25 protein-coding genes and 1 riboswitch are annotated in these 26303 nt (G+C 54.9%); of the genes, 8 read left to right on the top strand and 17 right to left on the bottom strand.

Features of this window, described 5'->3' with window-relative positions; translation table 11 throughout:
• Positions 1-6 precede the first annotated feature (6 nt).
• Positions 7-540, bottom strand: coding sequence for a molybdopterin adenylyltransferase (mog, locus tag GJQ55_RS05280; protein WP_228346465.1), 534 nt, complete (start codon positions 538-540; stop codon positions 7-9).
• Positions 541-705: 165 nt separating this feature from the next.
• Between mog and nhaB the strand changes: the two genes are divergently transcribed.
• Positions 706-2217 (top strand): sodium/proton antiporter NhaB, encoded by a 1512-nt coding sequence (nhaB, locus tag GJQ55_RS05275; protein WP_228346464.1) that lies wholly within the window; start codon positions 706-708, stop codon positions 2215-2217.
• Between the two features lie 193 nt (positions 2218-2410).
• On the opposite strand, the gene ytfE is transcribed toward nhaB, so the two are convergent.
• Positions 2411-3091 carry an iron-sulfur cluster repair protein YtfE gene (gene ytfE, locus GJQ55_RS05270; RefSeq protein WP_228346463.1) on the bottom strand — a complete coding sequence of 227 codons (681 nt, stop codon included), beginning with the start codon at positions 3089-3091 and terminating at the stop codon, positions 2411-2413.
• Positions 3092-3276: 185 nt separating this feature from the next.
• Here ytfE and norR point away from each other — a divergent pair, with 185 nt between their 5' ends.
• Positions 3277-4824, top strand: a complete 1548-nt coding sequence (gene norR / locus GJQ55_RS05265) for a nitric oxide reductase transcriptional regulator NorR (protein WP_228346462.1) — start codon at positions 3277-3279, stop codon at positions 4822-4824.
• Between the two features lies 1 nt (position 4825).
• Here norR and GJQ55_RS05260 read toward each other — a convergent pair whose 3' ends face one another.
• From GJQ55_RS05260 to narL, 3 genes are read right to left on the bottom strand one after another with little or no spacing between them, the layout of a single operon-like run.
• Positions 4826-5575 carry a HesA/MoeB/ThiF family protein gene (locus GJQ55_RS05260; RefSeq protein WP_228346461.1) on the bottom strand — a complete coding sequence of 250 codons (750 nt, stop codon included), beginning with the start codon at positions 5573-5575 and terminating at the stop codon, positions 4826-4828.
• A gap of 9 nt (positions 5576-5584) precedes the next feature.
• Complete coding sequence (gene moeA / locus GJQ55_RS05255; protein ID WP_228346460.1) at positions 5585-6808, bottom strand: molybdopterin molybdotransferase MoeA; 1224 nt, start codon at positions 6806-6808, stop codon at positions 5585-5587.
• Positions 6805-7461, bottom strand: a complete 657-nt coding sequence (narL, locus tag GJQ55_RS05250; RefSeq protein ID WP_228346459.1) for a two-component system response regulator NarL — start codon at positions 7459-7461, stop codon at positions 6805-6807. The genes moeA and narL overlap by 4 nt, the downstream gene beginning before the upstream one ends.
• Positions 7462-7655: 194 nt before the next feature.
• Positions 7656-7791: riboswitch (molybdenum cofactor riboswitch) on the top strand.
• Between narL and moaA the strand changes: the two genes are divergently transcribed.
• The 6 genes from moaA (at position 7780) to moaE (ending at position 11047) form a co-directional block, all read left to right on the top strand.
• Complete coding sequence (gene moaA, locus GJQ55_RS05245; protein WP_228346458.1) at positions 7780-8751, top strand: GTP 3',8-cyclase MoaA; 972 nt, start codon at positions 7780-7782, stop codon at positions 8749-8751. (Overlaps the previous riboswitch by 12 nt.)
• Positions 8752-8753: 2 nt before the next feature.
• On the top strand, positions 8754-9311 hold the full coding sequence (gene mobA / locus GJQ55_RS05240) for a molybdenum cofactor guanylyltransferase (RefSeq protein WP_228346457.1): 558 nt from the start codon (positions 8754-8756) through the stop codon (positions 9309-9311).
• Positions 9308-9844, top strand: a complete 537-nt coding sequence (moaB, locus tag GJQ55_RS05235) for a molybdenum cofactor biosynthesis protein B (RefSeq protein WP_228346456.1) — start codon at positions 9308-9310, stop codon at positions 9842-9844. Before mobA ends, moaB begins: the two co-directional genes overlap by 4 nt.
• 10 nt (positions 9845-9854) lie before the next feature.
• On the top strand, positions 9855-10346 hold the full coding sequence (gene moaC, locus GJQ55_RS05230; protein ID WP_228346455.1) for a cyclic pyranopterin monophosphate synthase MoaC: 492 nt from the start codon (positions 9855-9857) through the stop codon (positions 10344-10346).
• Positions 10339-10584: a molybdopterin converting factor subunit 1 gene (gene moaD, locus GJQ55_RS05225; RefSeq protein WP_228346454.1), complete on the top strand. Its 246-nt coding sequence runs from the start codon at positions 10339-10341 to the stop codon at positions 10582-10584. Before moaC ends, moaD begins: the two co-directional genes overlap by 8 nt.
• Position 10585: 1 nt before the next feature.
• Positions 10586-11047, top strand: coding sequence for a molybdopterin synthase catalytic subunit MoaE (moaE, locus tag GJQ55_RS05220; RefSeq protein ID WP_228346453.1), 462 nt, complete (start codon positions 10586-10588; stop codon positions 11045-11047).
• Positions 11048-11139: 92 nt separating this feature from the next.
• Here moaE and GJQ55_RS05215 read toward each other — a convergent pair whose 3' ends face one another.
• The 12 genes from GJQ55_RS05215 to narH all read right to left on the bottom strand — a co-directional run bounded on the left by GJQ55_RS05215 (position 11140) and on the right by narH (position 26295).
• Positions 11140-13560: a phosphoketolase family protein gene (locus GJQ55_RS05215; protein WP_228346452.1), complete on the bottom strand. Its 2421-nt coding sequence runs from the start codon at positions 13558-13560 to the stop codon at positions 11140-11142.
• A 93-nt stretch (positions 13561-13653) separates the two neighbouring features.
• The gene (nrdD, locus tag GJQ55_RS05210; protein WP_228346451.1) at positions 13654-15477 is read right to left on the bottom strand and encodes an anaerobic ribonucleoside-triphosphate reductase; all 1824 of its coding nucleotides are present in this window, start codon (positions 15475-15477) and stop codon (positions 13654-13656) included.
• Between the two features lie 19 nt (positions 15478-15496).
• Entirely contained in the window at positions 15497-15940 is a 444-nt protein-coding gene (nrdG, locus tag GJQ55_RS05205) for an anaerobic ribonucleoside-triphosphate reductase activating protein (protein ID WP_228346450.1), read from the bottom strand.
• A gap of 205 nt (positions 15941-16145) precedes the next feature.
• On the bottom strand, positions 16146-17330 hold the full coding sequence (locus tag GJQ55_RS05200; RefSeq protein ID WP_228346449.1) for an NnrS family protein: 1185 nt from the start codon (positions 17328-17330) through the stop codon (positions 16146-16148).
• Positions 17331-17356: 26 nt separating this feature from the next.
• On the bottom strand, positions 17357-18838 hold the full coding sequence (locus tag GJQ55_RS05195; RefSeq protein WP_228346448.1) for an MFS transporter: 1482 nt from the start codon (positions 18836-18838) through the stop codon (positions 17357-17359).
• A gap of 23 nt (positions 18839-18861) precedes the next feature.
• Positions 18862-19320 carry a universal stress protein gene (locus GJQ55_RS05190; protein ID WP_228346447.1) on the bottom strand — a complete coding sequence of 153 codons (459 nt, stop codon included), beginning with the start codon at positions 19318-19320 and terminating at the stop codon, positions 18862-18864.
• 59 nt (positions 19321-19379) lie between these two features.
• Positions 19380-20975, bottom strand: a complete 1596-nt coding sequence (locus GJQ55_RS05185) for an MFS transporter (RefSeq protein WP_228346446.1) — start codon at positions 20973-20975, stop codon at positions 19380-19382.
• Between the two features lie 307 nt (positions 20976-21282).
• Positions 21283-22431: an alginate export family protein gene (locus GJQ55_RS05180; RefSeq protein ID WP_228346445.1), complete on the bottom strand. Its 1149-nt coding sequence runs from the start codon at positions 22429-22431 to the stop codon at positions 21283-21285.
• 83 nt (positions 22432-22514) lie between these two features.
• Positions 22515-23285, bottom strand: a complete 771-nt coding sequence (locus tag GJQ55_RS05175; RefSeq protein ID WP_228346444.1) for a peptidylprolyl isomerase — start codon at positions 23283-23285, stop codon at positions 22515-22517.
• Positions 23286-23336: 51 nt separating this feature from the next.
• Complete coding sequence (narI, locus tag GJQ55_RS05170; RefSeq protein WP_228346443.1) at positions 23337-24026, bottom strand: respiratory nitrate reductase subunit gamma; 690 nt, start codon at positions 24024-24026, stop codon at positions 23337-23339.
• 11 nt (positions 24027-24037) lie between these two features.
• Entirely contained in the window at positions 24038-24757 is a 720-nt protein-coding gene (gene narJ, locus GJQ55_RS05165) for a nitrate reductase molybdenum cofactor assembly chaperone (protein WP_228346442.1), read from the bottom strand.
• A gap of 2 nt (positions 24758-24759) precedes the next feature.
• Positions 24760-26295, bottom strand: coding sequence for a nitrate reductase subunit beta (gene narH, locus GJQ55_RS05160; protein WP_228346441.1), 1536 nt, complete (start codon positions 26293-26295; stop codon positions 24760-24762).
• Positions 26296-26303: the final 8 nt, after the last annotated feature.

Here is a 26303-nt window from a genome sequence, read left to right as displayed (position 1 = left end):
TATCCTTTAGCTGGCAGGGCGGAAGGCTTTAATAATGTCCGCATTGCATTCCAGATACGGGCCTTCCATCAAATCAATGCAATACGGAATAGCAGGGAAAACCGCATCCAGACACTGGCGGATGGCTTTTGGCTTACCGGGCAGATTCAGAATTAACGCGCTGCCGCGTAACCCGGCCGTCTGCCGTGACAGAATAGCGGTCGGCACGTATTTCAGCGACTCCATGCGCATTAATTCACCAAAACCCGGCATCATGCGGTCGCACACCGCTTCGGTGGCTTCCGGGGTAACATCGCGACGCGCCGGGCCGGTACCGCCGGTGGTGATGACCAGACAGCAGCCTTCATCATCCACCAGCTGGCACAGGGTATCTTCAATCAGATCCTGCTCATCGGCCACCAGCCGGTACACCGGCTGCCAGGGCGACGTCAGGTAATCGTTTAACGTGCTCTCAATGGCTTTGCCGGAAATATCTTCATAAATACCGGCGCTGGCACGGTCGCTGACAGTCAGAATGCCAATACGGGCTGGCTGAGTCATAAACAGTCCTTAACAAAATGAATTGCCGGCATCTTACCTCAGCCATACCGCAGCGCCCACCGCTGCAACCGGCCGGGGTACATCCCCTATCCCTTCAGTGGCATTGCCGGGCACAGACCCGGTACGGACAATCAGAGCTTGCCCCCTCTGTCCGGATACCCTTGTATGTCACCCGCACCATCGTTTGCCAGCGCCCTGGCGCAGAATTTTCTTGGCCAATCCCCGGCCTGGTACAAACAAAGTATTGTGTTTTTTCTGCTGCTGAACCCGCTTTGTCTGTGGCTGGCCGGACCGGTACTGACCGGCTGGCTGTTAATTGCTGAATTTATTTTTACCCTGGCGATGGCGCTGAAGTGCTACCCCCTGTTACCCGGTGGTTTACTGGCCATTGAGGCGCTGCTGCTGGGACTGACCACACCGGATGCGTTATACGCCGAGGTGGAACACAACCTGCCGGTGATTCTGCTGCTGATGTTTATGGTGGCCGGCATTTATTTTATGAAAAACCTGCTGCTGGTTACCTTCACCAATATTCTGGTACGCATCCGCTCCAAATATCTGCTGGCTCTTACCTTTTCGATGACGGCGGCTTTTTTATCGGCATTTCTCGATGCCTTAACCGTAACCGCGGTCATCATCAGCGTCGCGGTAGGCTTTTATTCCGTGTACCACAAAGTGGCATCGGGCAAAGGTTATCAACAGAGCGACCATAACCACGGCAGCGACCACGAAGTGATTGAACTGCACCGCCAAGACCTGGATACCTTCCGTGCGTTTTTGCGCAGCTTATTAATGCACGGCGCCGTAGGAACGGCACTGGGGGGCGTCTGCACTATGGTGGGCGAACCCCAGAACCTGCTGATTGCCAAAGTGGCCGGCTGGGATTTTGCGACCTTTTTCCACCTGATGAAGCCGGTATCCATGCCGGTGCTGGCCGCCGGTTTATTAACCTGCGTACTGCTGGAAAAACTGCGCTGGTTTGGTTATGGCGCCAAACTGCCGAAGCCGGTACTGGCGGTACTGAAAGAATTTGCCGATGCTGAAAAAGCCCGCCGCAACAAACCACAACAGATGGCTTTGGTTATTCAGATGCTGGCTGCCGTTATTCTGATTTTCGGGCTGGCGTTTCATATTGCCGAGGTCGGCCTGATCGGCCTGCTGGTGATTATTCTGATTGCCGCCATGAACGGTGTTACCGACGAACACCAGATTGGCAAAGCCTTTACTGAAGCCCTGCCCTTTACCGCCTTACTGGTGGTGTTCTTTGCGGTGGTGGCGGTAATTCATCAGCAACATCTGTTCAGTCCGGTTATCAACTGGGTGCTGAGCTTGCCGACCGAACAACAACCCGGCATGTTTTTTATTGCCAACGGGGTGTTATCGATGATCAGCGACAACGTCTTTGTGGCCACGGTGTATATCTCTGAAATTCAGCAGTCACTGGCTGCCGGCGACATCAGCCGCGAACATTTTGACCGTCTGGCCATTGCCATTAATACCGGCACCAACCTGCCCAGCGTCGCCACCCCCAATGGCCAGGCCGCCTTTCTGTTTCTGCTTACCTCGGCCATTGCCCCATTGGTGCGGTTGTCTTATGGCCGCATGGTGATCATGGCGCTGCCTTACACCCTGGTATTGAGCATGACCGGACTGCTCAGTGTTATTTATTTATTGTAATAAAACGTCTCAGCACACAGGGCCGTGGCACATCCCTGCCATGGCCCTGTGTGCAGATTCCTGAGCCCGGATTCCAGACCGCAGACAGAATTCAGCTGCTTTAAACCGACAGAGTCAGGGCATAAAAACAGGGGCATAAAAAAGGGCGCTTGCGCGCCCGAAACTCACCCGTTACAGGTGAGACGGAGAGTGGTTACTGGCAGCTGCCGCAACAGTTTGAAGACGTGGCTTTGGGTGGCACAAATAAGAAGTAATTTTCGAGCGTAATATGCTGCATCAGATCATCCACAAAGGTCTGCAGCCCCAGATACAAGGCTTTCCAGCTGTTACAGGCACCCGCCGGCAGCGTAATGTCGTTGGTCAGCTGACGCAGCTGCTCAACCGCCTGCAGATGTTCTTCATGCTCATCCTGCATCACGTTAATGGGGCCGTTCGGGTAAATACCACCGCCCAGCATCGGAAACAGAATCTGCTCTTCTTTGAGCATGTGGCTGGCCAGTTCATGGCTGATATTGCGCAGCAGATCCGCCAGACCCAGGGGGCAACCAGGCGCATTGGCATGCACCCGCTCCACTTTGGCGGCCAGGAAAATCAGCTCCGGCAGTTGTTCGCGGTGGCGGGCATGGTAACGCTCCAGAATATGGCTGATCAGCCGGGTGGTGGGTTCTTTGCTCCAGTCCACCGGCTCGGCATCGCTGGCCATGCTGAGCAGCTGATCGACAACGTCGTGACTGGGCAGACCTTTACCCGCCAGAGCAGTGCCCAGAGTGGTGGTGCCATCGCAACAGAAGTTGAGTTTAAGGTTTCGCAGCAGCGCCGATGCGCCCGGAATCGTGGTAGCAATGTCACTTAAAGAACGGTCCAGTAATTCCATAAAGGCTCCTGACAGGAATGGTAAACAGAAATAATCAACAAGACGTCTCTTTGTTCAGCAAAAGCCGGGCCAGTTTGCAGCCCTTACCCACTGTGGGTTCCTGACACAGATGGGTATAAAGAACACTGATTTTTATTGTAGAATTCACCACCCTGGTTTTTATGACCCAACCTGCGAGAAACGCCATGTCCGGACCTGAGCTGCTGCAAGATCTTATTACCGACATGCCGGCGGCCGAGCGGTTTGAGCGTATTGTTACGGGCCTGCATGAGCGTTTTGAATGTGGCGCCGTGGTACTGCTGCGACTGCAACGTGAACACCTGCATCCGGTCGCCATTCGTGGCCTGGTCGCTGAAGCCCACGGACGTAAATTCGGGCTGGCTCAGCATCCGCGCCTGTCGGCCATTATGACCAGCGTACAAGCCCTGCGCTTTCCGGCCGACAGCCCGCTGCCCGACCCTTACGACGGCCTGCTGGCCAGTCAGCCCGGCGCACCCTTGCCGGTGCATGACTGCATGGGGATCAGCCTGTGGCTGAACGGCGAACGCTGGGGTGCGCTGACGCTCGATTCCCTTACTCCCGGCACCTTCGATGGCGAAAAACTGCAACAACTGGAAAGCTGCCGTCCGCAGCTGGAAGCGGCCATCCGCATCAGCATGCTGGAGGAAGAAATCCGCAGCCTGCGCCGTGGCCGCCTCAGTGCCAGCCCGGAAATCAGCGCCGGGCCGGATAACAACAGCGACATCATTGGCCACAGTGACGCCATCCGGCAGATCCGCAAAGAACTGGATGTGGTGGCAGCATCCGATTTACCGGTACTGCTGCTGGGTGAAACCGGTGTTGGTAAGGAAGTGTTCGCCAACTATCTGCACCGCCAGTCGCCGCGTGCCAGCCGGCCGATGATTTATGTGAACTGCGCCGCACTGCCGGAAAACCTGGCTGAAAGTGAATTATTCGGGCACCTGAAAGGCGCTTTTTCCGGCGCCACCAGCGACCGCCCCGGCCGCTTTGAAAGCGCCGATCAGGGCACTATTTTTCTCGATGAAGTGGGTGAATTACCGCTGCCTGTGCAGGCCAAACTGTTGCGCGTGCTGCAGAACGGTGAAGTACAACGGCTGGGCAGTGACCAACCGAAACGGGTGGATGTGCGGGTGATTGCCGCCACCAACCGCAATCTGAAAGAACAGATTACCGAAGGCGCCTTCCGTGCCGATCTGTACCATCGTTTGTCGGTCTACCCGATTCCGATTCCGCCCCTGCGCGAGCGGGATAAAGACATTCCCCTGCTGGCCGGCCACTTTCTGGAACTGAACCGCGCCCGGCTGGGGTTGCGCAGCCTGCGCCTGTCACCCGATGCTGAAGCCGCACTGCTGGCGTATCCCTGGCCGGGCAATATCCGCGAGCTGGAGCACGTTATCAGCCGTGCCGCCATCAAGGCACTGAGCCGTGGCGCCCAGCGCCACGACATTATTACCCTCGACAGCCGGTTACTGGATCTGGATGTGCCGGATAACGGCGAGGCTGGCCTGAACGAAGAAAACCGTCAGGACCGTGGCTTATTGCAGACGGTACAGGGAATGCCGATGAAAGAGGCGGTAAAAACCTTTCAGCGCGCCCTGATTGTGCGTGAAGTACAGCAACAGAACGGCAGCTGGAGCGCCACCGCCCGCGCTTTTGGCTTAGACCCCAGCAATCTGCATAAACTGGCGCAGAAGCTGGGCCTGAAACACTGACTCAGCGTTGGCCGCTGCAATCCGGGCAATCGGCGCGGCGGCTGATTTTCCATTCACGGAATTGCGTACTGCGGGCATCAAAGGTGAGTAAGCGCCCGCACAAACTATTGCCCGCAGGGGCCAGTAATTTCAGGGCTTCCACCGCCTGCAAGGTACCGATTACGCCCACCAAGGGCGACAGCACGCCGCTTTCGCTGCAATTCAGCTGCCCGGCCTGCACCTGCGGGTATAAACAACGGTAACAGGGGCTGTCTGGCCGGCGCGGATCAAACAGCGTAACCTGGCCATCCATGGCCACCGCCGCCCCGCTGACCCAGGGGGTTTTATGCTGCAACGCCGCCCGATTCAGGGCATAGCGCACCTCCGGGTTATCGCTGCAATCCAGCACCAGATCGACCCCCGGCAAGGCCTGCAACAACCAGCCCTCATCGGCGCGGCGCTGTTCCGCAATCACCTGCACATCGGCATTCAGACTGGCGACCAACAAGCGCGCCGATTCCACCTTGGGCAAGCCCACCCGCTGCGGGGTATGAATAATCTGCCGCGGCAGATTGCTACTTTCCACCACATCGTCGTCCACCAGCGTCAGCGTACCAACACCGCTGGCGGCCAGATACGGCAGCGCAGCCGCACCCAGCCCGCCCAGGCCGATGATCAGCACATGGCTGTGGCACAGGTTCAGCTGACCATCGAGGTCCAGATCAGGCAGAAAAATATGGCGACTGTAGCGCAGTAACTGCTCATCGTTCATAACGACGGATTACCTTAATAACGGACCGAACAGCTGTACGCTGACGGTTTCACCGGCACTGACCCGGCCGCGTTCAGCTTCCAGCACGGTATAGCCATCGGCTTCGGCAAAACCACGCAATAAACCCGAGCCCTGATTACCAGAGGGTTCGGCCTGCAACTGGCCGTTTTGTACGCTTAAACGACTGCGCTGAAAGTCCTGCCGGCCCGGTTGCTTGCGAAAACCAGTGGCTGCCACAGCCGGTAAGGATAACGGCGCTTCTGCACGCTCACCGGTTAAACGCCGTAATACCGGCTGGGCCAGCTGATCCAGCGTGACCAGTGCGGATACCGGATTACCCGGCAAACCAAAAAACCAGCAATTCTGCAGACGACCAAAAGCAAAAGGCTTGCCCGGTTTCATCGCCACTTTCCAGAAATTCACCTGCCCCAGTTCGTCAATCACCTGTTTGGTGAAATCAGCATCGCCGACCGACACCCCGGCACTGGTAATCAATACATCGGCCTGGGCAGCGGCTTCACCTAAGGCCGTGCGGATAGCGGCCAGATCATCCGGCAGCCACTCAAAGCGGATAATCTCCACCGGCAACCGTTCCAGCATGGCGCGCAGGGCAAAGCGGTTGCTGTCGTAAATCTGTTCGGCGCGGCGTGGCTGCCCCGGCTGGCATAATTCATCGCCGCTGGAAAATAACGCCACTTTTAAGCGGCGATACACGCTGATTTCAGCCAGGCCAACGCTGGCGAGCAACCCAATGTGCAGCGGCGTTAAGCGCTGCCCCCGGGCCAGTAATAATTCACCGCTGCGGATGTCTTCGCCGGCGTAACGCACATTGACACCAATATTGACCGGTTCAGAGCTGCGAATGGTATCGCCGTTGCGTTCAATCACTTCCTGCATCAGCACCGTATCGGCACCGGCGGGTAATTCCGCACCGGTCATAATGCGCACCGCCTGCCCCGCCGCCAGTGTGCCGGCAAAAGGATGCCCGGCCTGCGCGGTACCCATTACCGTTAAACCAGCGCCCGTCAATAATTCCGCATCGGCGGCACGCAGGGCATAACCGTCCATGGCGGAATTATCGAACGCCGGTACGGTCATCGGCGACACAATATCTACAGCCAGAATACGACCATCGAGTTGCGCCAACGGCAGCGTTTCGGTATTCAGCGTGGCAGTGCCAACGTCATCCAGCATGCGGGCAATGGCATCGGCAACCGACTGCAATGCACTCACGCCTTGCCCTCACTTTGCTGGTTGACCATCCACACTGCCGCTTCCACGCGGGAGCGCAAACCCAGTTTTTTCAGCAGATGTTTAACATGCACTTTGACCGTGCCATCGGAAATATCCAGCTCGCGGGCAATCACTTTATTGCTCATGCCTTTGGCGATGCACTGCAGAATTTCCACTTCACGGCCGGTTAAAGAATCCAGCTCGGACGCTGGTCGTACCGCCGGGCGCCGGATGGCTGCCGCCAATACCTGAGTAACGGCTTCGCTGAGCACCATTTTGCCGCTCAGGGCCAGTTTAATCTGTTCCAGTAACTGATCCGGGTCGGTGTCTTTTAACAGATAACCATCGGCGCCCTGGCTGATGGCGGCCAGTACGTCTTCATCAGAGTCCGATACCGTCAGCATCACAATACGGGAGGTGACCCCGGCATCGCGCAGTTTGGTTAAGGTTTCCAGACCATCCATACCCTGCATATGCAGGTCCAGAATAATCAGATCAGGGTCCTGCTCTTCCGCAATAAGCAGCGCATCCGCGCCATTGCTGGCTTCGGCAATAACGTCCAGATCGTCTTCAAATGCCAGTAATTGTTTTAATCCTTTGCGCAGCAGCGGATGATCATCGACCAGCATAATTGTCGATTTTTTACTGTCCATTTTTTCACCGTATCAATAGTTAACTGCGCTCCATACTAAAGCTGGACCGGTCAATGTCAATTGAATGGCAACATTGCGGAATAATGGCCACAAAACTACCGCCAAAGGACAAAAAGAGCCAACATCAGCTACCCACAAAGGAGCACAAATTTAACCCATACGCACGGTGGCCAGCCCTGACAGATCTGTGTACATTCTTCTCTGCACGCCGAGCTGCCCCACCTAAGTTTCTGCCGAAATAGGGTGCTGCAGCCGTGGCAATTCAGCCACCGGGAATAAGGGGAAACCGTTATTCCTCCCGAACTGGAAAGGTGTTTTATGCTGACCGACCGTTTTCAACGGCGCTTTACCTATTTGCGTTTGTCACTCACAGAACGCTGCAATTTCCGCTGCAATTATTGTCTGCCCGATGGTAACGACTGCAGCAGCGATGAAGCCGACCTCAGCTTGCCGGAAATCCGCCGTTTGCTGACCGCCTTTGCCCGGCTGGGAACCCGCAAAGTACGCCTGACCGGTGGTGAACCAGCGCTGCGTAAAGACCTGACTGACGTCATCAGCCTGTGCAAACAGATTCCCGGCATTGAGAAAGTGGCCCTGACCACCAACGGGTTTAATCTGCAGCGGGAATTACCGCACTGGCTGGATGCCGGGCTGGATGCACTGAACGTCAGCGTTGACAGTCTGGAGGCTTCGTCCTTTGCGCGGATCACCGGCGCCGACCGGCTGCAGTATATTCTGGACGGTATTGATCAGGCGCTGGCATCGCCCCTGCGTCAGGTAAAACTCAATACCGTGCTGCTGCGTCAGCACAACGCCACCGACCTGCCGGCTTTTCTGCGCTTTATTCAGGAACGACCGGTGGCATTACGCTTTATTGAATTAATGCGCACCAACGACAATACGGATTTTTATCAGGCTCAGCATCTCAGCGGTGAAGTAATCCGCCAGCACTTGCTGGACAGCGGCTGGAGCCTGCAACCCAAGGGAGAAACCGATGGCCCCGCACTGGAATACGCCCACCCCGATTACGCCGGCCGGGTCGGTCTGATCATGCCGTACAGCAAAGATTTCTGCAGCAGCTGTAACCGCCTGCGGGTGTCCAGCCGTGGGGAATTATTTTTATGCCTGTTTGCCGACCAGCATCAGAGCCTGCGTGATTTACTGCAAAGCGATGATCCGGCACCGGTGGTGGCCTTTTTACAACGTGCCATTCTGGGCAAAGAAGAAACCCATTACCTGCACCAGCAACACAGCGGCCAGACCCGGCATCTGGCCATGATTGGTGGCTGAGCATGAGTGCCTCTCCGTTCAGTGCCATTATTCTGGCCGGCGGCCAATCCAGCCGCATGGGGCGTGATAAAGCCCTGTTACGCTGGCATGGCCTGCCATTATGGCAATATCAGCAACAACTGCTGAAACAGCTGGGCTGTGACGATATTCTGCTCAGCCATCCGCACCTGGGTATTGCCGACCAGCACCCTGATTTTGGCCCGCTGTCCGGCCTGCAGGCGCTGGTGCCGTTATGCCAGCACGCCCATATCCTGGTATTACCGGTGGATATGCCGTTACTGACCCCGGCGGTGCTCGGCTATCTGCTGCAACAAGCCGAACTGCAACCCGCACATTTTCAGCATAATGCCCTGCCCTGTGTCTTGCATAATACGCCGGAATTAATCCGTTATCTGAACCGGCAAATGCACCCACGCGGTCAGCGTTCCGTAAAATCCCTGCTGGCCTTTTGCGAAGCCAGCAGTCTGGAATGCCCGTGGCCGGAAACCCTGATCAATACCAATACTCCGGACGACTGGCAGCAGATAAACCCACCCACTGATGCCGAGAAACTGCCATGAGCAAACGCCAGCCGGCTGAGTTTTTTCCACTCAACCTTGCCATTCTGACGCTCTCCGACAGCCGTACCGCAGCAACCGACAGCAGTGGTGATGCCTTGCAGCAACTGGCCGAAAGCGCTGGTCATCGCGTGTGTGAACGCGCCCTGCTGTCGCACAACCGCTATGCCATCCGGGCGCTGGTCAGCCAGTGGATTGCCAGTGAAAGGGTTCAGGTGGTGGTGCTGAACGGCGGCACCGGCTTTGCCGCCGGGAATTGCACACCGGAGGCTATCCGGCCGTTATTCGACACCGAAGTGGAAGGTTTCGGGGAATTATTCCGCCAGCTGAGTTATGCCGATATCGGCAGCAGCAGCCTGCAATCGCGGGCGCTGGCCGGCATGGCCAACGGCACCTTATTATTTGCCATTCCCGGTTCCGGTGGTGCTTGCCGGCAAGCCTGGGAACAACTGATTGCCCCGCAGCTGGACAGCCGTACCGGCCCCTGTAATTTTGTGGCCCATATTAAAAACAGCCCGCAGCCGTCCTGCCGTTAAGGAATACCCTATGTCTGAATTAACCCATATTGATCAGCACGGCCACGCCCACATGGTGGATGTTTCCGCTAAAGTATCCAGCCTGCGCACCGCCTGTGCCAGTGCCCGGGTATTTACCCGGGCCGATGTGGTCGAACGCATCCGCAAGGCGGAAATGAAAAAAGGCGATGTGCTGGCTACCGCCCGCATTGCCGGCATTATGGCGGCGAAAAAAACCAGTGAATTAATTCCCCTCTGTCATCCGCTGGCACTGAGTAAAGTGACGGTGGATTTTTTGCTGCACGACAGTGGTGAAATTGAAATTCATACCCTGTGCCGCCTGCAGGGCCAGACTGGCGTAGAAATGGAAGCCTTAACCGCGGCCTCGGTGGCCGCGTTAACCATTTACGATATGTGCAAAGCCGTTGATCGCGACATGATCATCAGCAATATCCGCCTGGAAGAAAAAGAAGGCGGTAAAAGTGGCCACTGGCAACGTCAGGGAGGCACTCCCCATGCTTAAGGTTTTATTTTTTGCCGCCCTGCGCGATCAGTTAAACACTGCCGAACTGAACTGGCCGGCCAGTGCCGCCACGGTGGCAGAATTGCTGCAACAACTGCAGCAGCAGGGCGAACCCTGGACCAGTGCGCTGGCCCGGCCCGATTTACTCTGCGCCCGCAATCAGGCGTTTTGCAGCCCGCATGACGCCATCAGCAGCGGCGATGAAATTGCCTTTTTCCCACCGGTTACCGGGGGCTGATATGCACAGCGCTGCCGATTTAACCCGCATTCTGGTACAAACCGATGATTTTGATCTGGGGCAGGAATACGCCCGCCTGCAACAGCAACCCGACTGTGGTGCCATCGTCAGTTTTACCGGCAGCGTGCGGGAATTAGCCACCGCGCCCTTGCTGAGCATGACGCTGGAGCATTATCCGGGTATGACCGAAAACGCTCTGCAACAAATTGTGGAACAGGCGCGCAGTCGCTGGCCGTTGGGTAAGGTCACTATTATTCACCGGGTCGGCACTTTGCAGGTAAGTGAACAGATTGTGCTGGTGCTGGTCAGCAGTGCGCATCGTGCCGCGGCGTTTTCTGCCTGTGAATTTATTATGGATTTTCTGAAAACCCGCGCGCCGTTCTGGAAAAAAGAAACCACCGCCCAGGGAGACCACTGGGTTGACGCCAAAGCCAGTGATGCAGAAGCCGGACAACGCTGGTAAAGAATCAGCAAACCATTAATGAAATTCTGCAAAAATTAATGCATTAAAAATTGAGCATTAAAAATTAAACTTTAAAAATCAAAAAGCGCGGACTAATCCAGCGCCCGGATAACGTGGTAAGGATCACCGCGACCATCCACCGCCGCCCATTCTTCTGCCGTTAACCACAGGGTAGGCTGTTGGCCACAAAGCTGTGCCAGCTCAGCCAGTACATGCGCCCAGGTACTGCGGTTCACAAACAATAATTCCTCCGGCCCCAGGCTGCCACCACGGTTAATGTAGCCCAGCGCCCGGCAATGTTCCGGGCCTTTATCCAGCCGCCGGCAGGTGGCCAGTAATAATTCCGCCCGGCAATGCGCCAGTATTACCCGGTACTGTACCCGCTGCGGAAATAACGCCTGAATCACCGACTCATCGGCCATGACAGCAGCTTCCCAGCGGTCACGCGGCTGGCGGAAACGCGCCGGCTCCAGCAAGTACACCACCGAATGGGCAACCCGTTGCTGTTTCAGGCGATCAGAGGCTTTTAACACCTGCTGTAATTGCACCGCCCCGCAGGCCACCAGCTGAATTTCAGCGCCACAATGGCCGCGTACACAGATAGCACCATCCTGCACCAGCTGGGTGGCCTGCTGGCCGGTAAAAACAGCCGGTAATACCGAGCGCGGTACCACCGGGTTCCACACCACGCCCAGATCCCCGTAACAGGCGCGCAGACAGGCCATGGCCGAATTAGCATCGGCCGGAAACACCACGCGCGCCATATCGGCCATTTTAATCATCAGACTTTCGCTGAGGCTGGAATCCTGATGGCTCTGATCGTTATTACCGTTTTCCCAGATCAATGATGTGGTAATTACCGGAAATCCCAGCCACCCGGCAGTGTCACCGGTTTCTTTTTGCTGGCGGGAAAAAATAATGGTCTGGCGCAGCGCGCACAGCATTTTTATAGAAAACGCTTCATAGGCCACCACCAGATTAATACCGGCCTGATTGGCCAGGCAGGCACTGATCACCGCTTCCTCATTAAGTGCCGTAATCACACAGCCATCCACCGCTTCGGCAGCGGATATTTCCGGGCTGGTCACCCGGTGGCGGAATTGATCGAGGGTCTGGCTCATGCCATTGGAGCGTAATTCATCCGGGTTACCAATGCGTACCCGTAAGCGCGGATTCACTTCGGTTAATTCAATAAAATAGCGGTCCAGCGCCGTCATCGGTGATTCCCGCCGGTCAGTCCAGTCCGGCTCCGGGCAGTTCACCGCCAATAAGGGCGTTAATTTACGCTTAGGTTGCTGCAAGCGTTCGGCCGCCTGCTGCCATTGCGGCTGCGGATGAAATAACGCCCGCGCGCCCTGATGAAAAAAGGCCAGAGCTTCCGGGTTACGCTGTGGCTGTGCCCCTAAGGGCAAGCTGTAAGAGGCATCGGTGCCGGCACCGGGAAAACCAAAACCTTTTACGGTTTCGGCAATACAATACGGCAAGGCGACCGGATAGCGGGCATCGCCGGCGCGGATACGGTCATAGGCCTGCTGCAGCTGAATTTCCATGTAATAGAGTGCGCACAAAAACGCCGCCGGATCACGGCCATCAATGACAAAGGGCGCAAAGCCCTGATTGCGTAAATGGCTGACAAACCAGCTGCAACCGCCCTGCTGGGCAATGGTGGTGCGCTGGTCAATACGGCGGCCGTTGGCAATCATGACCGGTGATACCAACCCGGTGTCTTCACCACGCCACCAGCGCGCCGCCCAGTCGGTGCCGCGCTGTTCTTCAAAGGCGCCGTCACTTAAAAACGCCACCAGCCGCTCGCCCGGCAACGGCATGTGCGCATACTGCATACCGGCAAAACCCAGATAACCGCCCTCCAGCCGCGCCCCGGCCGTGTGCACATTCACATGGGCGCTGAGCGTACCGGCGCGTACGCCCCCCACATCAATGCGATGATTACCGGCAGCAGCCACAAAGCGGCTGATGCCGTCTTCTGTTAATGGGTATTGCTGACGCCGTTCCGGGCTGGCCGTACCGGTTAATAACTGCAGCGCATCAATGGCTGCCACACAATGGCCCTGCCCCATAATCCAGTCACGCGACGTGCGGGTAAAATGGTTCAGCGCCAACAGCCCGGCATAGGCCGGCACCATATTCAGCGCGCCGCCAGTATGGCCACGCGGCTGGCTTTTAAACGCGTCCGGTGGCAGATCGCGGCCATCCAGATACACCCGGTTGGCGTAGGTCATGTGCACCACCAGCCACATGGCCTGCTGCGTCAGACAATCCAGATCCTGCAGACGCTGAAAAAAATAACGGGTATCGGGGATCAGGCCTTTCTGCAGCAAAGATTCTGCCATTAAATGGGCCTGAATTTGTGTGGCCGGCTGATGCACAATAACACCGCCGCCCATGGCCCAGCGGGCCAGCTCCGGCGACTGTTGCCGCAGCTGTTGGGCTTCGTCGGCAATATAATCCGGTGACAGAGAAAAACTGGTCTGGTGATAAAGATTCAGGGTCATAACAATTCCGCAGCGTAAGGCGGAATGAAACCCTGTGCAGGCGGGCTGAACCATACCCCATCGGAGATAGATCAGCCCGCGTCTTGCTGCAGATCAGGAAGCGACGCTTAATTCATCAGCACTGGCGCTGATTGCGGTACGTCCGTGACGATGATAATGACGCAGATTATGCTCTTTACGGCGGGCAGAACTGAACGCCGACACCCGCTTCAGATAGCCGATCACCCGGGTACCGTAGTCGATGTCGTCCGAGCCACAGGACGGGCAATAGTCCAGCGTGCGCTTGTCGATTTGCTCACACTCGTTACAGATGGTGATTTTCACATTCACGCAGAAATAATTACAGCCGGTGGTGGCAGCAATATTCAGCAGCGACAGGTAGCCATCTTCACTGAGTTTTTCTTCCAGATTCAGGTGCAGTGCTGAGCCACCGTCGAGGTAATCCAACAGCTCTTTGCCGTGCAACTGGAATTTATCCAGCGCATTGGTTTCGCCATCTTCCACCACATAGAAATACGAGTTGTAGCAGTCGCGTGGTACCGCATAGCCATCGGCACGGTCCCACTTAGCGTTTTTAACGCCCAGGTTTTCCGCCGGGACAAATTCAGTATTGAACATATAACCGTATTCTTGTTTCGCTGCTTTATTCGCTTCAAAAATAACCTGCAGATGTTCCCGCACAAAATCTTTGTAGGCCTGATTATTGCTGGCCACCAGGCCCTGCGATTCCGCGGCTTCCACCATGCCGTTAATGCCAATGGTCAGAAACTGCTTATCCAGGGTAATAAAGCCGGCGTTGTAGACGGTTAACATACCCGCCGCCAGATACTCTTCCATCAGTTTTCGGTACGCCACCTGATAGCGGTGAATCTTGCTGATTTCGGTCGCCAGATCGCGGCCATCCTGCACCAGACGGTTCATATTGATGGTGATGACGTTAATCGACCCGGTAGCAACACCACCGGCACCTAATGAATAAGAAAAGGTATTGTCGCTGATTTCACTGCGTAAGCGGCAGCAGGACGCCAGGCTGTCAGCGCTGTCAGATTGATACACAAAAAATGAACTGCCGCGGCTCAGGTGGCCTGCCATAGTGCGGGCAAATTCCTGATCTTTGCACTGGCCTTCGCCGGTCAGCATGGCCACGGTGACCACCGGGAAGGTCAGGATGCTTTTAGTGCGCTCGTCATTGAACCAGTCGAGGAAGAAATTCTGCAGTTTCTCCAGGGTTTCCCACTTCGGCTTGCTGTAATCCGGAAACACAAATTCGCCGAACATGCTGTCAAAATAATATTTGTCGTACAGGGAAATATTCCAGAACACACTCTGGTAGCCACGGGCCGCCGCCGGCTGATTAATGGCGTACACCACATGCTGCAGATGGTTGGCAATCTGTTGGCGATGGGTATTCAGGTAATCATCACCATAATCTTTGCGGGCAAAGTAATCGAAGTAGGTTAAAAATTCGACTGTTGCCACAGCACCGGCAAACTGGCTGCTGACAGCAAAGACAAAATTAACAAAAGAACCACAAAACGATTCAATGTGCTTCGGCGCCTGCGACTCCCCACCCAGTTTGGTTAACCCTTCCAGTAAAAACGGGTACATAGTGACGGAAACACAATAAGGCTTCAGGCTGGTTTCGTCGTGCACATAAATTTCATGGTCTTCGATCTGGCGCACGTATTCTTGCGCCAGTTCATCACCAAAAAGTTCACGGATTTTTGTCGATACCTGTGCCCGGTTAATCTGCACGAAGTAGTCTTTCATCATCTCCGCTTCCAGCGTGGCGATGTTTTTTTCAGTCACGTTGGCGTTGGCATCCATTTTCGATCCATCGGCGGCATTCTCTGCCGCCAGATAGTGCTGAATAAAATCCAGTTTGTCGTTAATGTGTTCCGCGCTCAGTTTCAGCATGGCCGTCTCCTTATGGATGTTATTGAAAGTGGTGGTTAAGGCATTGGTTGGTGCGTAAATCAACAAACCGCTGGTTGGTGTTCGGCGAGTCCAGCCCGCCCAGCTCCGCTTGCCAGGGGCCGGTTTTCAGATAGGTCAGCAGGGGTTTCAGTGCCGGCGATACATCCTCCAGACCGGTGTACAGACAGGTCTGCAACCCGGCTTCGCGCACCTGCTGCAGCCGCGCGCTGAGCAAATCCGGCTGCCATTCACCGCCCATAAACAGCACACAGGTAATCAGCCCCCGGTACTGCTGCAGACGCTGCTGCAGGTAAGCCGGGCTGAGCAAACTGCCCTGCCCCGGCGCCCAGGTGTCGGCACTGTGACAACCGCGGCAGGCTAATGGGCAACCGCTGATGGTGAAGGCCAGCGACACTTCACCCGGTACTTCCTGCCAGACGATCTCTTCACGGCTGAAACGCATAAAAACCCCATATCTGGTGTTCGGTGAACCAACAAACACTATATATGGTGGTAAGACTAATTGAGGGACACAAACAGAAATTGATCTGGATCAATTTTTTGCTGCCACTACCGCTTCAGGGGTAGGTCAGCAAAGCGCTGACTGTCGGCCATAAAAAAACCCGGCATCAGAGCCGGGCTTATACTGCACAACATAGGAAAAATACTTAACCCGGCCGGCCATCCGGACGGGGGCTGGTAAGAATGCGGGCGTACAGGGCAACAAAGATGGCGAATGCCAGCACCCAGAGCAGCGCCGACACACTGTAAAACACAGCGGTCTGTGCCGGCCACAGAATCACCGCCAGAGTACGCACCAGTGCCGCGGCCAACAGCAGGGCAAACCCGGCCGCCATCAGTGGATGTGGTTCCAGCCGGCGACCGGAATGCCCCAGCGACACGCGGGCAATCATGGCCAGAATCATGCCGCCAATGGCACCGGCCGTCAGCGCATGCAGAGCCGTACTGAAGGTTATGGGTAAACCCAGATAATGCAGCGCCAGCAACAACAGGCCCAGCGGCACGCACCAGTAAGCCAGATGCAATGACCACAACAGCGGTACTTTCCAGGTAACCTGAATGCGCCAGCGGGCAACGCGCAGCGCCTGGGCCAGAGCAACCAGTATCAGTAAAACCGCCAGCACCGGTGCCGGTAAATACTGGTCCAGCGTGGTCAGAAAAATCGCCACCACCAGCCACATACCACCCAACACGGCTTTTTCCAGCCAGGGCAGACTGTCCACCTTCGGCGTCATGGTGCCGTTGGCCGTAAACATCGGCATCACCCGGCCACCGACGATGGTAATTAATAACACCACCATCAGGCTGACGGCATGGCTGCCCCACAGCACCAGCGCCATATCGTTATGCGCATTACCCCAGTGCATAGCGGCGTTGACCGCCGTCATTAAGACCAGCACCGGTACAAAGAAATAATTACGCTGCTGGCGCACGGCGTACAGTAATTGCCAGAAAAACCAGGCCACCAAAGGTAAAAAAGCCAGATCCACAAGTGCGGTAAACCACCAGGGCACCAGCGGGGCAAACAACATCAGCCCCCGTCCGGCCAGCCATACCAGCGTCAGTATTAATAAAGGCAGCCCGTTGGTGGCGCGCCGGCCGGTCCAGTTTTGTACGGCGGTCAGTAAAAACCCGGCAATCACCGCCGCCGCAAACCCAAACAGCATTTCGTGACTGTGCCAGAACGTGCCCAATTCCATGATGCGCAGCTGCTGCCCCTGCAAGGCCAGCCCCCACAGCGCCAGCGCCAGACTGCTGAAACCGGCCGCCAGTAAAAACATCGGCCGGAATGCCTGGCCCCAGAATGGGGCCGCCGGATTCAGAAACTTCATAATGTTACCTGTAGTAATCCACTTGTTCAGGAATGTTGTTCCTGTTCTATCTGCCGGTCAACGGAGGAAACAAAATACTCGTCAGAAAAAGCCGATTCAGGTTCTTTCAGCCAGACCAGACAAATCAGCCAGCTGATAAATCCACCGGCGGCGATAATAAAGAAAAACTGGTTGGCATCGACAAAGGTATAAATGGTCAGATAAAACACGGCGCCAACGTTACCGTAAGCCCCGGCCATACCGGAAATCTGACCGGTTAAACGCCGCTTAATCGATGGAATAATACCGAAAGTAGCACCCTCCGCGCCCTGTACAAAAAACGAGGTAAACACGGTAATGGCTACCGCAATAATCAGTGGCCAGGAAGAATTCAGTAAGCCCATCAGGGCAAAACCAATGGCAATACCAAACATATAGCTCAGCATCACAAAGCGGCGGTTACCCATGCGGTCGGATACCAGCCCACCCATCGGCCGGGCAATCAGGTTTACAAAAGCAAAGGAGGCTGCAATTAAACCGGCCGCGGTGGCAGACAGGTTCCAGGTACTTTCAAAAAACATCGGCAGCATGGATACCACCGCCAGCTCGGCACCGAAGTTAGCAAAATAGGTACTGTTTAATGCAGCCACGCTGTTAAATGGGTATTTATCGTCTTCCGGCACACCCTTTTTCAGAATCGGGACGTTAACCCGAAGAATCTGCACGATCTGATAAATCACCACCGCCACAATAACGGCATAAGCAATGGCAGCGCCGTTGCTGTTCAGATAACCCAGTACCTGAATACGCCAGACCAGAACCGCCAGAATGCCAAAGAGCGGAATCGTCCATAAAATCAGTTTTACCATGTCACCCCAGCTACTGACTTCCAGCGCCGAAGCCTTGCGCGGCTTACGATGCACCGTGCCCACCGGGCCATCGGTAATCGCAAACCAGTAGTACACGCCGTAAGCAGCCATCACAAAGGCACTCTGGGCAATGGCCCAGCGCCAGCCGTCGTCACCACCGTACATGTGAATCGCAATGGTGGGTAAGGTCATGGCGGCAGCGGCGGAACCAAAGTTGCCCCAGCCGGCGTAAAAGCCTTCAGCAAAACCAATGTCTTTGGGTTTGAACCACATGGCGGTCATGTGGATGCCCACCACAAAGCTGGCACCGATGGAGCTGAGCACCAGCCGGCTGACCAGTAACTGGGTACGGGTTTCACCAAAGGCAAACGCCAGCGCTGGCAGGGCCATGGTGACCAGCAACACTGAAAATACCCGGCGCGGGCCAAAGCGATCCAGCGCCATGCCCACCAGAATACGGGCCGGAATGGTTAAGGCAACGTTACAGATAGCAAATAATTTCAGATCTTCCGGGGTCAGCCAGTCCACGCTTTTCAGCATACTGGAAGCCAGCGGTGCCATATTGAACCAGACATAGAAAGTAATAAAAAACGCAATCCAGGTCAGGTGCAGCGCTTTGATTTCCGGGTTTTTAAATTTAAACACAGCAGCGACTTGCATAATAAAACTCCTTAATTCTGCCCTTACAGGCTGGGCAGAATCAGCAAGGGGCACTGTGCCCGACGGGTAAGAAACGAACTGACACTGCCAAAGGTCATATAATCCAGTTCATCGACAAAATAGGTCAGCGAACGGGCAATAAAACCACCGTCCGGCTCATGGCTGTGGCGGGCAATTACCAATAAATCGGGGCGCAGTTTTTCGGTAGCGGCCAACAGCATTTTCCGGGCATCACCATCCAGCAGCATCACGTCGGCCTGCAGACCCTCTTTGCTGCATACCGCTTCCGCTTCGGTTAAAGCGCTGCGCAGCTCCTGTACTTCGTCATTGAATAAGGCTTCATTATTTTCCGTAATGTCACGGGGGTTTTCTGCGACCGCCACCAGAATCAGCTGCGGGTTCATCTCGCGGAACATGGTAATGGTTCTGGCCAATGCCAGACGCGCATTACGGGAACCGTCGTAAGCAAGCATAATTCTCATACACACCTCTCCGAAGTGGTAACAATAAACGGCCGGTTTGGCTAACCGGCCGCACAGTATCAGGGGTTATAAATTTCGACGTTTTTACGCAGGTAGAACCACCAGTTAATGAGCATGCACAGCGCGTAAAACACCGCAAAGCCATACATCGCCATTTCCGGGGTACCGGCACTGATCTGGCCGCCCATCACTTTGGGAGCAATAAAGGCACCATAGGCCGCTACGGCAGACGTCCAGCCCAGTACCGGGCCTTTTTGCTGCTGGTCAAAAATGTAACCAATACTGCGGAAGGTCGAGCCATTACCAATACCGCTGGCAGCAAACAGCACCACAAACAGCACCATAAAGACCATAAAGTATTCGTTGGGATTGGTGGAGTTATAGGCCTGCATCATCACATAGCCGGTTACCACCGATGCCACCACCATAACGGCGGAAATTATCTGGGTTACCACCGAACCACCAAATTTGTCGGAAATCCAGCCACCGACCGGGCGGATTAACGCCCCGACAAAAGGACCAATCCAGGCCCAGGTTAAGGCGCTGGGAGCATTCGGGTTGGCAATACGGATCAGTTCACCATCAGCACCCACCGCCATCATCTTGCCGAAAATCACCGAGATGGACAGCGGTAAAGCTGCGGAAAAACCAATAAACGAACCGAAAGTAAGGATGTACAGAATGGTCATCGACCAGGTGTGTTTGTTACTGAAAATCTTAAACTGATTTTTAATATTCGGCTGAATACTGCCCGGCAATAAGCGCAACAATCCCAGCGTCAGCAGAATGGTTAACGGCAGCGCCAGCCACATGCCAATAAAGGCCATGGCATAAATGCCCACCGCAGCGGTAAACAACGCAATCAGGTACAAGCCGGTAATTTTACCGAACGCCGCTAACGGATGACCTGGGTCCGGGGTGACCACTTTCAGATTATTCAGACCAAACCAGCCAGCAAAGGCCAGCGGAATAAGCAGAAATAACCAGACAAAACCGGCATTCTGAATCCAGGTTTCTGAGCCCGCCTCAATGCGGCCGATTAACGTACCGCTAGCGTTCTGCAGAATCATCGGCTCACCACCAATGGCACCGAATAAGCCCACCGTCATCACCAGCGGAATCAGAATCTGCATGGTGGTCACACCAAAATTGCCTAACCCGGCATTCATACCCAGGCCATAACCCTGCTGGCTTTTCGGAAAGAAGGTACTGATATTACTCATAGAGCAGGCAAAGTTGCCGCCGCCAATGCCCGACAGCAGCGCCATCAGCTGGAACACCCAGAAGGGTGTGTGCGGATTCATCAGGGCGATGCCAGTACCCACCGCCGGGATCATCAGCATGGCGGTGGTCAGGAAAACGGTATTACGGCCACCGGCAATGCGGATCATAAATGAGGCCGGAATCCGCAGCGTGGCACCGGATAAACCGGCAATGGCTACCAGCGCAAACAGCTGTTCGTTGCTGTAGGAAAAACCCAGGTTCGCCATCTGGGTGGTGATCATGCCCCACATCATCCACACCGCAAAACCGGCCAGCAGACTGGGAATGGAAATCCATAAATTACGATTGGCAATGGTGCGGCCTTCCCGCTCCCAGAATTCCTTATTTTCCACGTCCCAGTGTTCGATGGTTCCTGCTCGCTGATTGGCCATGTGCAACCCCTGAAAAATTTTGTTGCATCATCTTTATCCAGCGCTGTCGCGACCGCAAGATGGATAAAAATTGCCCGGCAGCCACGCATTAAACAGCCCTACCCCCAAGGGGATTGCCGATTCCTGATACAGATCAAAAAACCCGGACAAGAACCCCGAAATCCAGCCTGAATCAGCGTTTTATTACTCAAAGGGGATACCCACAAGGGGTGCTTACTACCCAATAAAAGGCCGTAAAAAAGGCCACCAAAAAAAGGCCACCCGAAGGTGGCCAATGAGGAGGAATCTTTCGGTCATGCAAAACAGCTCAGAATTTGGCTTCCAGCCACAACCAGGCTTTATCGGTATCGGTACCATTATCGCCTTTACGATAAGCGGCATATTTAACCCCGGCGCTGTAATACTTGCCGAAGTTTTTGCCGGCCTGAACATTAACTTCATTGCCCTTATCATCACTGCCCTGCTCGGCGCTGTAATCGTGGTAAAACGCCAGCAGATTAACCCCAGCGACCGCCGTGGCCACTTTCACATAGGTGTCGGTTAAGCCGTCGTTGGGTGTATTCAGAAACTTATCGGCCCAGCCGTTAAAAGCATGCTTAGTGGCCAGAGGTGTCTGGAAGCCATAGGCGCCATCATCGCTGCCCAGGCTTTCATAACCCAGCGCCAGGGTAACACCCTGCACCAGCACACCGCCCTCCAGCGCCAGATAGCTGGCATCGAACTTATCGGTTTTCTGCAGCGCGTATTCGGCGGTGTACAGAACCGATAAATCATTAACAGCTTGCTTACCGCTAAAGCGCACACCGTAGGTATCATTACTGGTATCGGTTGCATCGTCTTCCAGCAAATAGGCGTAACCGGTCAGGCTGCCGGGTTTAAAGCCGCTGTAATTGACGTTCAGTAAATGGTGCGACACATCAACATCGTTAAAGGTGATGTCGTTCACCTGATTAATATAGGCATACTGCGCCTGATAAACCGGTGTTTTATAGCCTAATTTAACCGCATCGAAGGTTTGTTCATTCTGCCGCCAGCCCACATTACCGACAAAACGGGTGTTATCCAGCAGAATACGCTGACGCCCCAGCACCGCTGAAAATTCATCGTTATTCCAGCTGATCTGTACCCGGTTAAATTCGGTATCTTCCGGGTCGGCGACCAGGTTGTAGCCCGGGCTTTCCGGGCTGTAGTTATCCACCAGCGCGCGGATATCGTCAATTTCCACCAGCGCGGAAAACCCGTTCACCTGGCCGCTTTGCAACCCCAGCCGGGAACGCAGGGTCAGGGCATCGGCGGTTTTCAGGTTATTGTCGGTATCGTTATTTTCGTAGCGCAAACGCAGATCGGCAGTGGCTTTGCCAGCGCTGATAAACTGGCTGAGTTCTTCTGCACCAGCAGAGGACTCAAGAACAAGACTGCCGATGGCGATGGCAGCAGACAGAACGGTTTTGTTCATGATAAAGCTCCTTGGGTAGAAAATGACGGAGCGTTGAGTACGGCGCCGGCCGGTCGGTCCGGCGCTCATTATTAATTAAAACACTATTGCATCAGCGGTGATTCGGACACGGCAAAATCAAAGCCTTCCAGCCTGATTTGCTGGATCAGCGACTGAATATATTGTGCAGTCGCCTTGGCCTTTACCTTTTCGTTCAGATATTGGCGAATGCGCCCTTCTACCTGATCGTAAGGCAGAGGTTTTCCCGCGACTTTGCGTTCAATGCTGACAATATGAAAACCATAACGGCTTTCCACCGGTGCCGGTAATAAACCCGGTTCGGCCGCAAAGATCTGCCGCTCAAATTCCGGCACCGTCTGCCCGGCACTGATCTGGCCCAGGCTGCCGCCGGTTTCTTTGGAGGGGCAAGCTGAATACTGTTTGGCCAGTGCCGCAAAGTTTTCACCCGCCCGTAATTGGGCCAGTAAGGTTTCGGCAATGGTCTGGCTCTCTACCCGCTGCTGCTCATCATCCGGGGCGGCAGCCACCAGGATATGACGCAATTCCACCAGCGGCGAGGTCGTAAAACGCGGGCGGTTTTTTTCAAAATAATGCCGGCATTCATCATCGCTGGCCTGCGGCATGTCTACATCCCGATCCAGCAGTTGTTCAATAAAATCATCCTGCCCGGCCAGGCTACCGCTGTCGGCAACGCTCAGCCCCAAAGCCGCAGCACGCTGGCGCAGAATTTCGCCGATCACCAGCGTTTCTGCTGCTTTCAGCATGGCCTGCCGCTTGGTTTCCGCCGGATGGTATTGCATTTCTTCCAGGATGGCAGATTCCGGAATGGCTACGTCGTTTACTTTAATCATCATCAGTCTCCGGTGGTGTTATGGCTGCGATATCCGCAGCCATAGCACGGCGCATTAACGGGCGAAACGCTTACGGACAATCTGGTGCTGGCGGGTAACGTACTGTACCGGTGCACTCAGCATGTGGACCAGACGGCTGAACGGGAACACCACGAACAACGTCATACCCAGCATAATGTGCAGTTTAAAGATCCAGTGCACACCACTCACCTGCTGCACGGCTTCCACCATATCGAAGGTCATGATGTTCTGCGCCCACAGCATCAGATGGGTCATTTCTTTACCATCCAGATGGCCCAGTGAAACGACGATCGACAGCAAACCGAGAATCAGCTGTCCGTACAATAACAGCAGAATCACAATGTCCATCTTCTTGCTGGTCGCCCGGATGCGCGCATTAAACAGACGACGGTGAATAAGAATGGTCAGACCAATAAAACAGATCACACCAAACAAACCACCGGCCACCACCGCAACAATCTGCTTCAGTGGCGCACTGACACCCAGCACGTGCCAGACTTCCACCGGCGTGAGCAAGCCAAAAAAGTGACCGAAGAAAATGCCCAGTACGCCAACGTGAAACAGAATACTGCCGGTACGCAGTTTCTTTTTCTCCAGCAACTGGCTGGAACTGGCTTTCCAGGTGTATTGCTCGCGGTCGTAACGGATCCAGCTGCCGATAAACAGAATGATCATGGCAACGTAGGGGTAAATTCCAAACGCCAGTGTATTGAAATAAGTCATCATCAGCTCCTTTACGCCTGATTGCCGGCAGACGCGTTCAACAGTTCAGTATTCAGCGGAATATACTGATCGCGCCGCTGCCCTTCAGCGGGACGGTTACTGGTGCCACAGGACGACTCGGCGTTGTCCATAAAGCTGACCATTTCCTCTTCCCATACTTTGTCCAATGCCTTGGGGGTGTGATCGGGGGCTTCAGAGGCAATCTGCGTGCGCAGATCGTCCAGATCCAGCTGCATCTCACTGATACGCAGCAGGCTGTGGAATAAGGCCTGATAATCCGATTCACGCTGTTCCAGCCGGCAGGCCAGCAACGCCATAATATGCGCCACTTCCTGCAAGCCTAAACGGGCGTTGTCATCCCCCTGGGTGCTTAGAAAATCCAGATACAGCGGTATGTAATCGGGCAATTCATTCACCGCGATATCCAGCCCGGCTTCTTTGTATTGATTAAGCAGATTGACCATCGCCTGCCCGCGGTCACGGGACTCGCCATGCACATGCTCAAACAACAGCAGTGATAACGAACGACCACGCTCAAATAAACCGTCGTACTGTTCCTGCCAGTCGAACAGATCACCGCTGCAACGGCTCTGAATAAACTGCTGCAGTGCTTCTTTATCGGCAGCGGCCAGTGGCGATGCCGCCACGGCCTCCTGCAGTTCCGCCTGTGCTGCTACCAGTTCCGGAGTCGGATAATCCAGCAGCAGGGAAATAACGCGCAGAATTTTCATGTTTATTCCTCCACCACAACCGGGATAACCTGACGTACACCCGTCTGCTGGGCACCAAACAGATTAACGCTGTTATTACCATCGCTGCAGCCGTTGCCGAAACTGAAACCACAGCTGTTTTTCAGGTCGTAAGCGCTTTCTGCGTAAGTGGTATGGCTGGTCGGAATAACGAAACGATCTTCGTAATTCGCCAGTGCCATATAACGGTACATTTCTTCCACCTGGACGGCAGTTAAACCAACCTGTTTCAGCACCTCCAGATCTTCCACACCATCCACCTGCTGTGAGCGCTTGAAGGCGCGCATGGCGATCATACGTTCCAGCGCAGTGACTACCGGTTGTTCATCACCAGCAGTCAGCAGGTTGGCCAGATAACGCAGCGGAATACGCAGCGATTTCAGGTCCGGAATTTCACCGTTCATGCCCACATGGCCAGCCTGTACCGCTGACTGAATGGGTGACAGTGGCGGTACGTACCACACCATTGGCAGCGTGCGGTATTCCGGGTGCAGCGGCAGGGCCACTTTCCAGTCCATCGCCATTTTGTATACCGGTGAACGCTGGGCGGCTTTAATCCAGTTGTCGCTGATGCCTTCTTTGCGGGCAGCCTCAATCACTTGCGGATCATCCGGGTCCAGGAACAGATCAATCTGGGCCTGATACAGGTCTTTTTCGTTCGGGGTATTGGCCGCCGCTTCAATTTTGTCGGCGTCATACAGCAGTACACCTAAATAACGGATACGACCCACACAGGTTTCCGAACAGACTGTCGGCTGACCGGCTTCAATACGCGGGAAGCAGAAAATACACTTCTCGGATTTACCGGATTTCCAGTTGTAATAAATCTTTTTGTACGGACAAGCCGATACACACATACGCCAGCCGCGGCATTTTTCCTGGTCGATCAGCACAATGCCGTCTTCTTCCCGCTTGTAAATGGCGCCGGACGGACAGGCAGCCACACAGGCCGGGTTCAGGCAGTGTTCGCACAGGCGTGGCAGATACATCATGAAGGTCTTTTCAAACTGACCGTAGATGTCTTTCTGTACCACGTCATCGAAGTTTTTATCGATTTTGCGTTTTTCGAATTCGGTACCGAGAATTTCTTCCCAGTTCGGACCCCATTCAATTTTTTCCATGCGCTGGCCGGAAATCAGTGAACGCGGACGCGCCACCGGCTGGTGCTTGGTGTTACCGGCGTTATGCAGGTGCTGGTAATCAAAATCGAACGGCTCGTAATAGTCGTCAATTTCCGGCAGATCCGGGTTGGCGAAAATATTCGCCAACACCCGTAATTTACCGCCGATTTTCAGCTGCAGTTTGCCGTTGGCATCGCGCTTCCAGCCGCCTTTCCATTTTTCCTGGTTTTCCCACTCTTTCGGGAAACCAATACCGGGCTTGGTTTCCACGTTGTTAAACCAGGCGTATTCCACCCCTTCACGGGAGGTCCAGACGTTTTTGCAGGTGATGGAGCAAGTGTGGCAACCGATACACTTATCCAGATTCAGCACCATGCCAATTTGTGCTCTTACTTTCATAGGATTAC

The organism is Venatoribacter cucullus (assembly GCF_016132445.1).
Classification (GTDB): Bacteria; Pseudomonadota; Gammaproteobacteria; order Pseudomonadales; family Oceanobacteraceae; genus Venatoribacter; species Venatoribacter cucullus.
Note: the sequence above shows the minus strand (reverse complement) of the source record. Positions and strands in the feature narration are given on the sequence as shown.

Excerpts from the sequence above, each read along its gene's own strand:
- moaC (WP_228346455.1), top strand. The coding sequence starts at position 9,855 with ATGTCTGAATTAACCCATATTGATCAGCACGGCCACGCCCACATGGTG.
- narH (WP_228346441.1), bottom strand. The coding sequence starts at position 26,295 with ATGAAAGTAAGAGCACAAATTGGCATGGTGCTGAATCTGGATAAGTGT.
- norR (WP_228346462.1), top strand. The coding sequence starts at position 3,277 with ATGTCCGGACCTGAGCTGCTGCAAGATCTTATTACCGACATGCCGGCG.
- GJQ55_RS05260 (WP_228346461.1), bottom strand. The coding sequence starts at position 5,575 with ATGAACGATGAGCAGTTACTGCGCTACAGTCGCCATATTTTTCTGCCT.
- moaE (WP_228346453.1), top strand. The coding sequence starts at position 10,586 with ATGCACAGCGCTGCCGATTTAACCCGCATTCTGGTACAAACCGATGAT.
- narL (WP_228346459.1), bottom strand. The coding sequence starts at position 7,461 with ATGGACAGTAAAAAATCGACAATTATGCTGGTCGATGATCATCCGCTG.
- nrdD (WP_228346451.1), bottom strand. The coding sequence starts at position 15,477 with ATGCTGAAACTGAGCGCGGAACACATTAACGACAAACTGGATTTTATT.
- GJQ55_RS05180 (WP_228346445.1), bottom strand. The coding sequence starts at position 22,431 with ATGAACAAAACCGTTCTGTCTGCTGCCATCGCCATCGGCAGTCTTGTT.
- GJQ55_RS05215 (WP_228346452.1), bottom strand. The coding sequence starts at position 13,560 with ATGACCCTGAATCTTTATCACCAGACCAGTTTTTCTCTGTCACCGGAT.
- mobA (WP_228346457.1), top strand. The coding sequence starts at position 8,754 with ATGAGTGCCTCTCCGTTCAGTGCCATTATTCTGGCCGGCGGCCAATCC.
- narI (WP_228346443.1), bottom strand. The coding sequence starts at position 24,026 with ATGACTTATTTCAATACACTGGCGTTTGGAATTTACCCCTACGTTGCC.
- moaA (WP_228346458.1), top strand. The coding sequence starts at position 7,780 with ATGCTGACCGACCGTTTTCAACGGCGCTTTACCTATTTGCGTTTGTCA.
- GJQ55_RS05200 (WP_228346449.1), bottom strand. The coding sequence starts at position 17,330 with ATGAAGTTTCTGAATCCGGCGGCCCCATTCTGGGGCCAGGCATTCCGG.
- mog (WP_228346465.1), bottom strand. The coding sequence starts at position 540 with ATGACTCAGCCAGCCCGTATTGGCATTCTGACTGTCAGCGACCGTGCC.
- GJQ55_RS05190 (WP_228346447.1), bottom strand. The coding sequence starts at position 19,320 with ATGAGAATTATGCTTGCTTACGACGGTTCCCGTAATGCGCGTCTGGCA.
- ytfE (WP_228346463.1), bottom strand. The coding sequence starts at position 3,091 with ATGGAATTACTGGACCGTTCTTTAAGTGACATTGCTACCACGATTCCG.
- GJQ55_RS05195 (WP_228346448.1), bottom strand. The coding sequence starts at position 18,838 with ATGCAAGTCGCTGCTGTGTTTAAATTTAAAAACCCGGAAATCAAAGCG.
- GJQ55_RS05175 (WP_228346444.1), bottom strand. The coding sequence starts at position 23,285 with ATGATGATTAAAGTAAACGACGTAGCCATTCCGGAATCTGCCATCCTG.
- nrdG (WP_228346450.1), bottom strand. The coding sequence starts at position 15,940 with ATGCGTTTCAGCCGTGAAGAGATCGTCTGGCAGGAAGTACCGGGTGAA.
- GJQ55_RS05185 (WP_228346446.1), bottom strand. The coding sequence starts at position 20,975 with ATGGCCAATCAGCGAGCAGGAACCATCGAACACTGGGACGTGGAAAAT.
- narJ (WP_228346442.1), bottom strand. The coding sequence starts at position 24,757 with ATGAAAATTCTGCGCGTTATTTCCCTGCTGCTGGATTATCCGACTCCG.
- nhaB (WP_228346464.1), top strand. The coding sequence starts at position 706 with ATGTCACCCGCACCATCGTTTGCCAGCGCCCTGGCGCAGAATTTTCTT.
- moaD (WP_228346454.1), top strand. The coding sequence starts at position 10,339 with ATGCTTAAGGTTTTATTTTTTGCCGCCCTGCGCGATCAGTTAAACACT.
- moaB (WP_228346456.1), top strand. The coding sequence starts at position 9,308 with ATGAGCAAACGCCAGCCGGCTGAGTTTTTTCCACTCAACCTTGCCATT.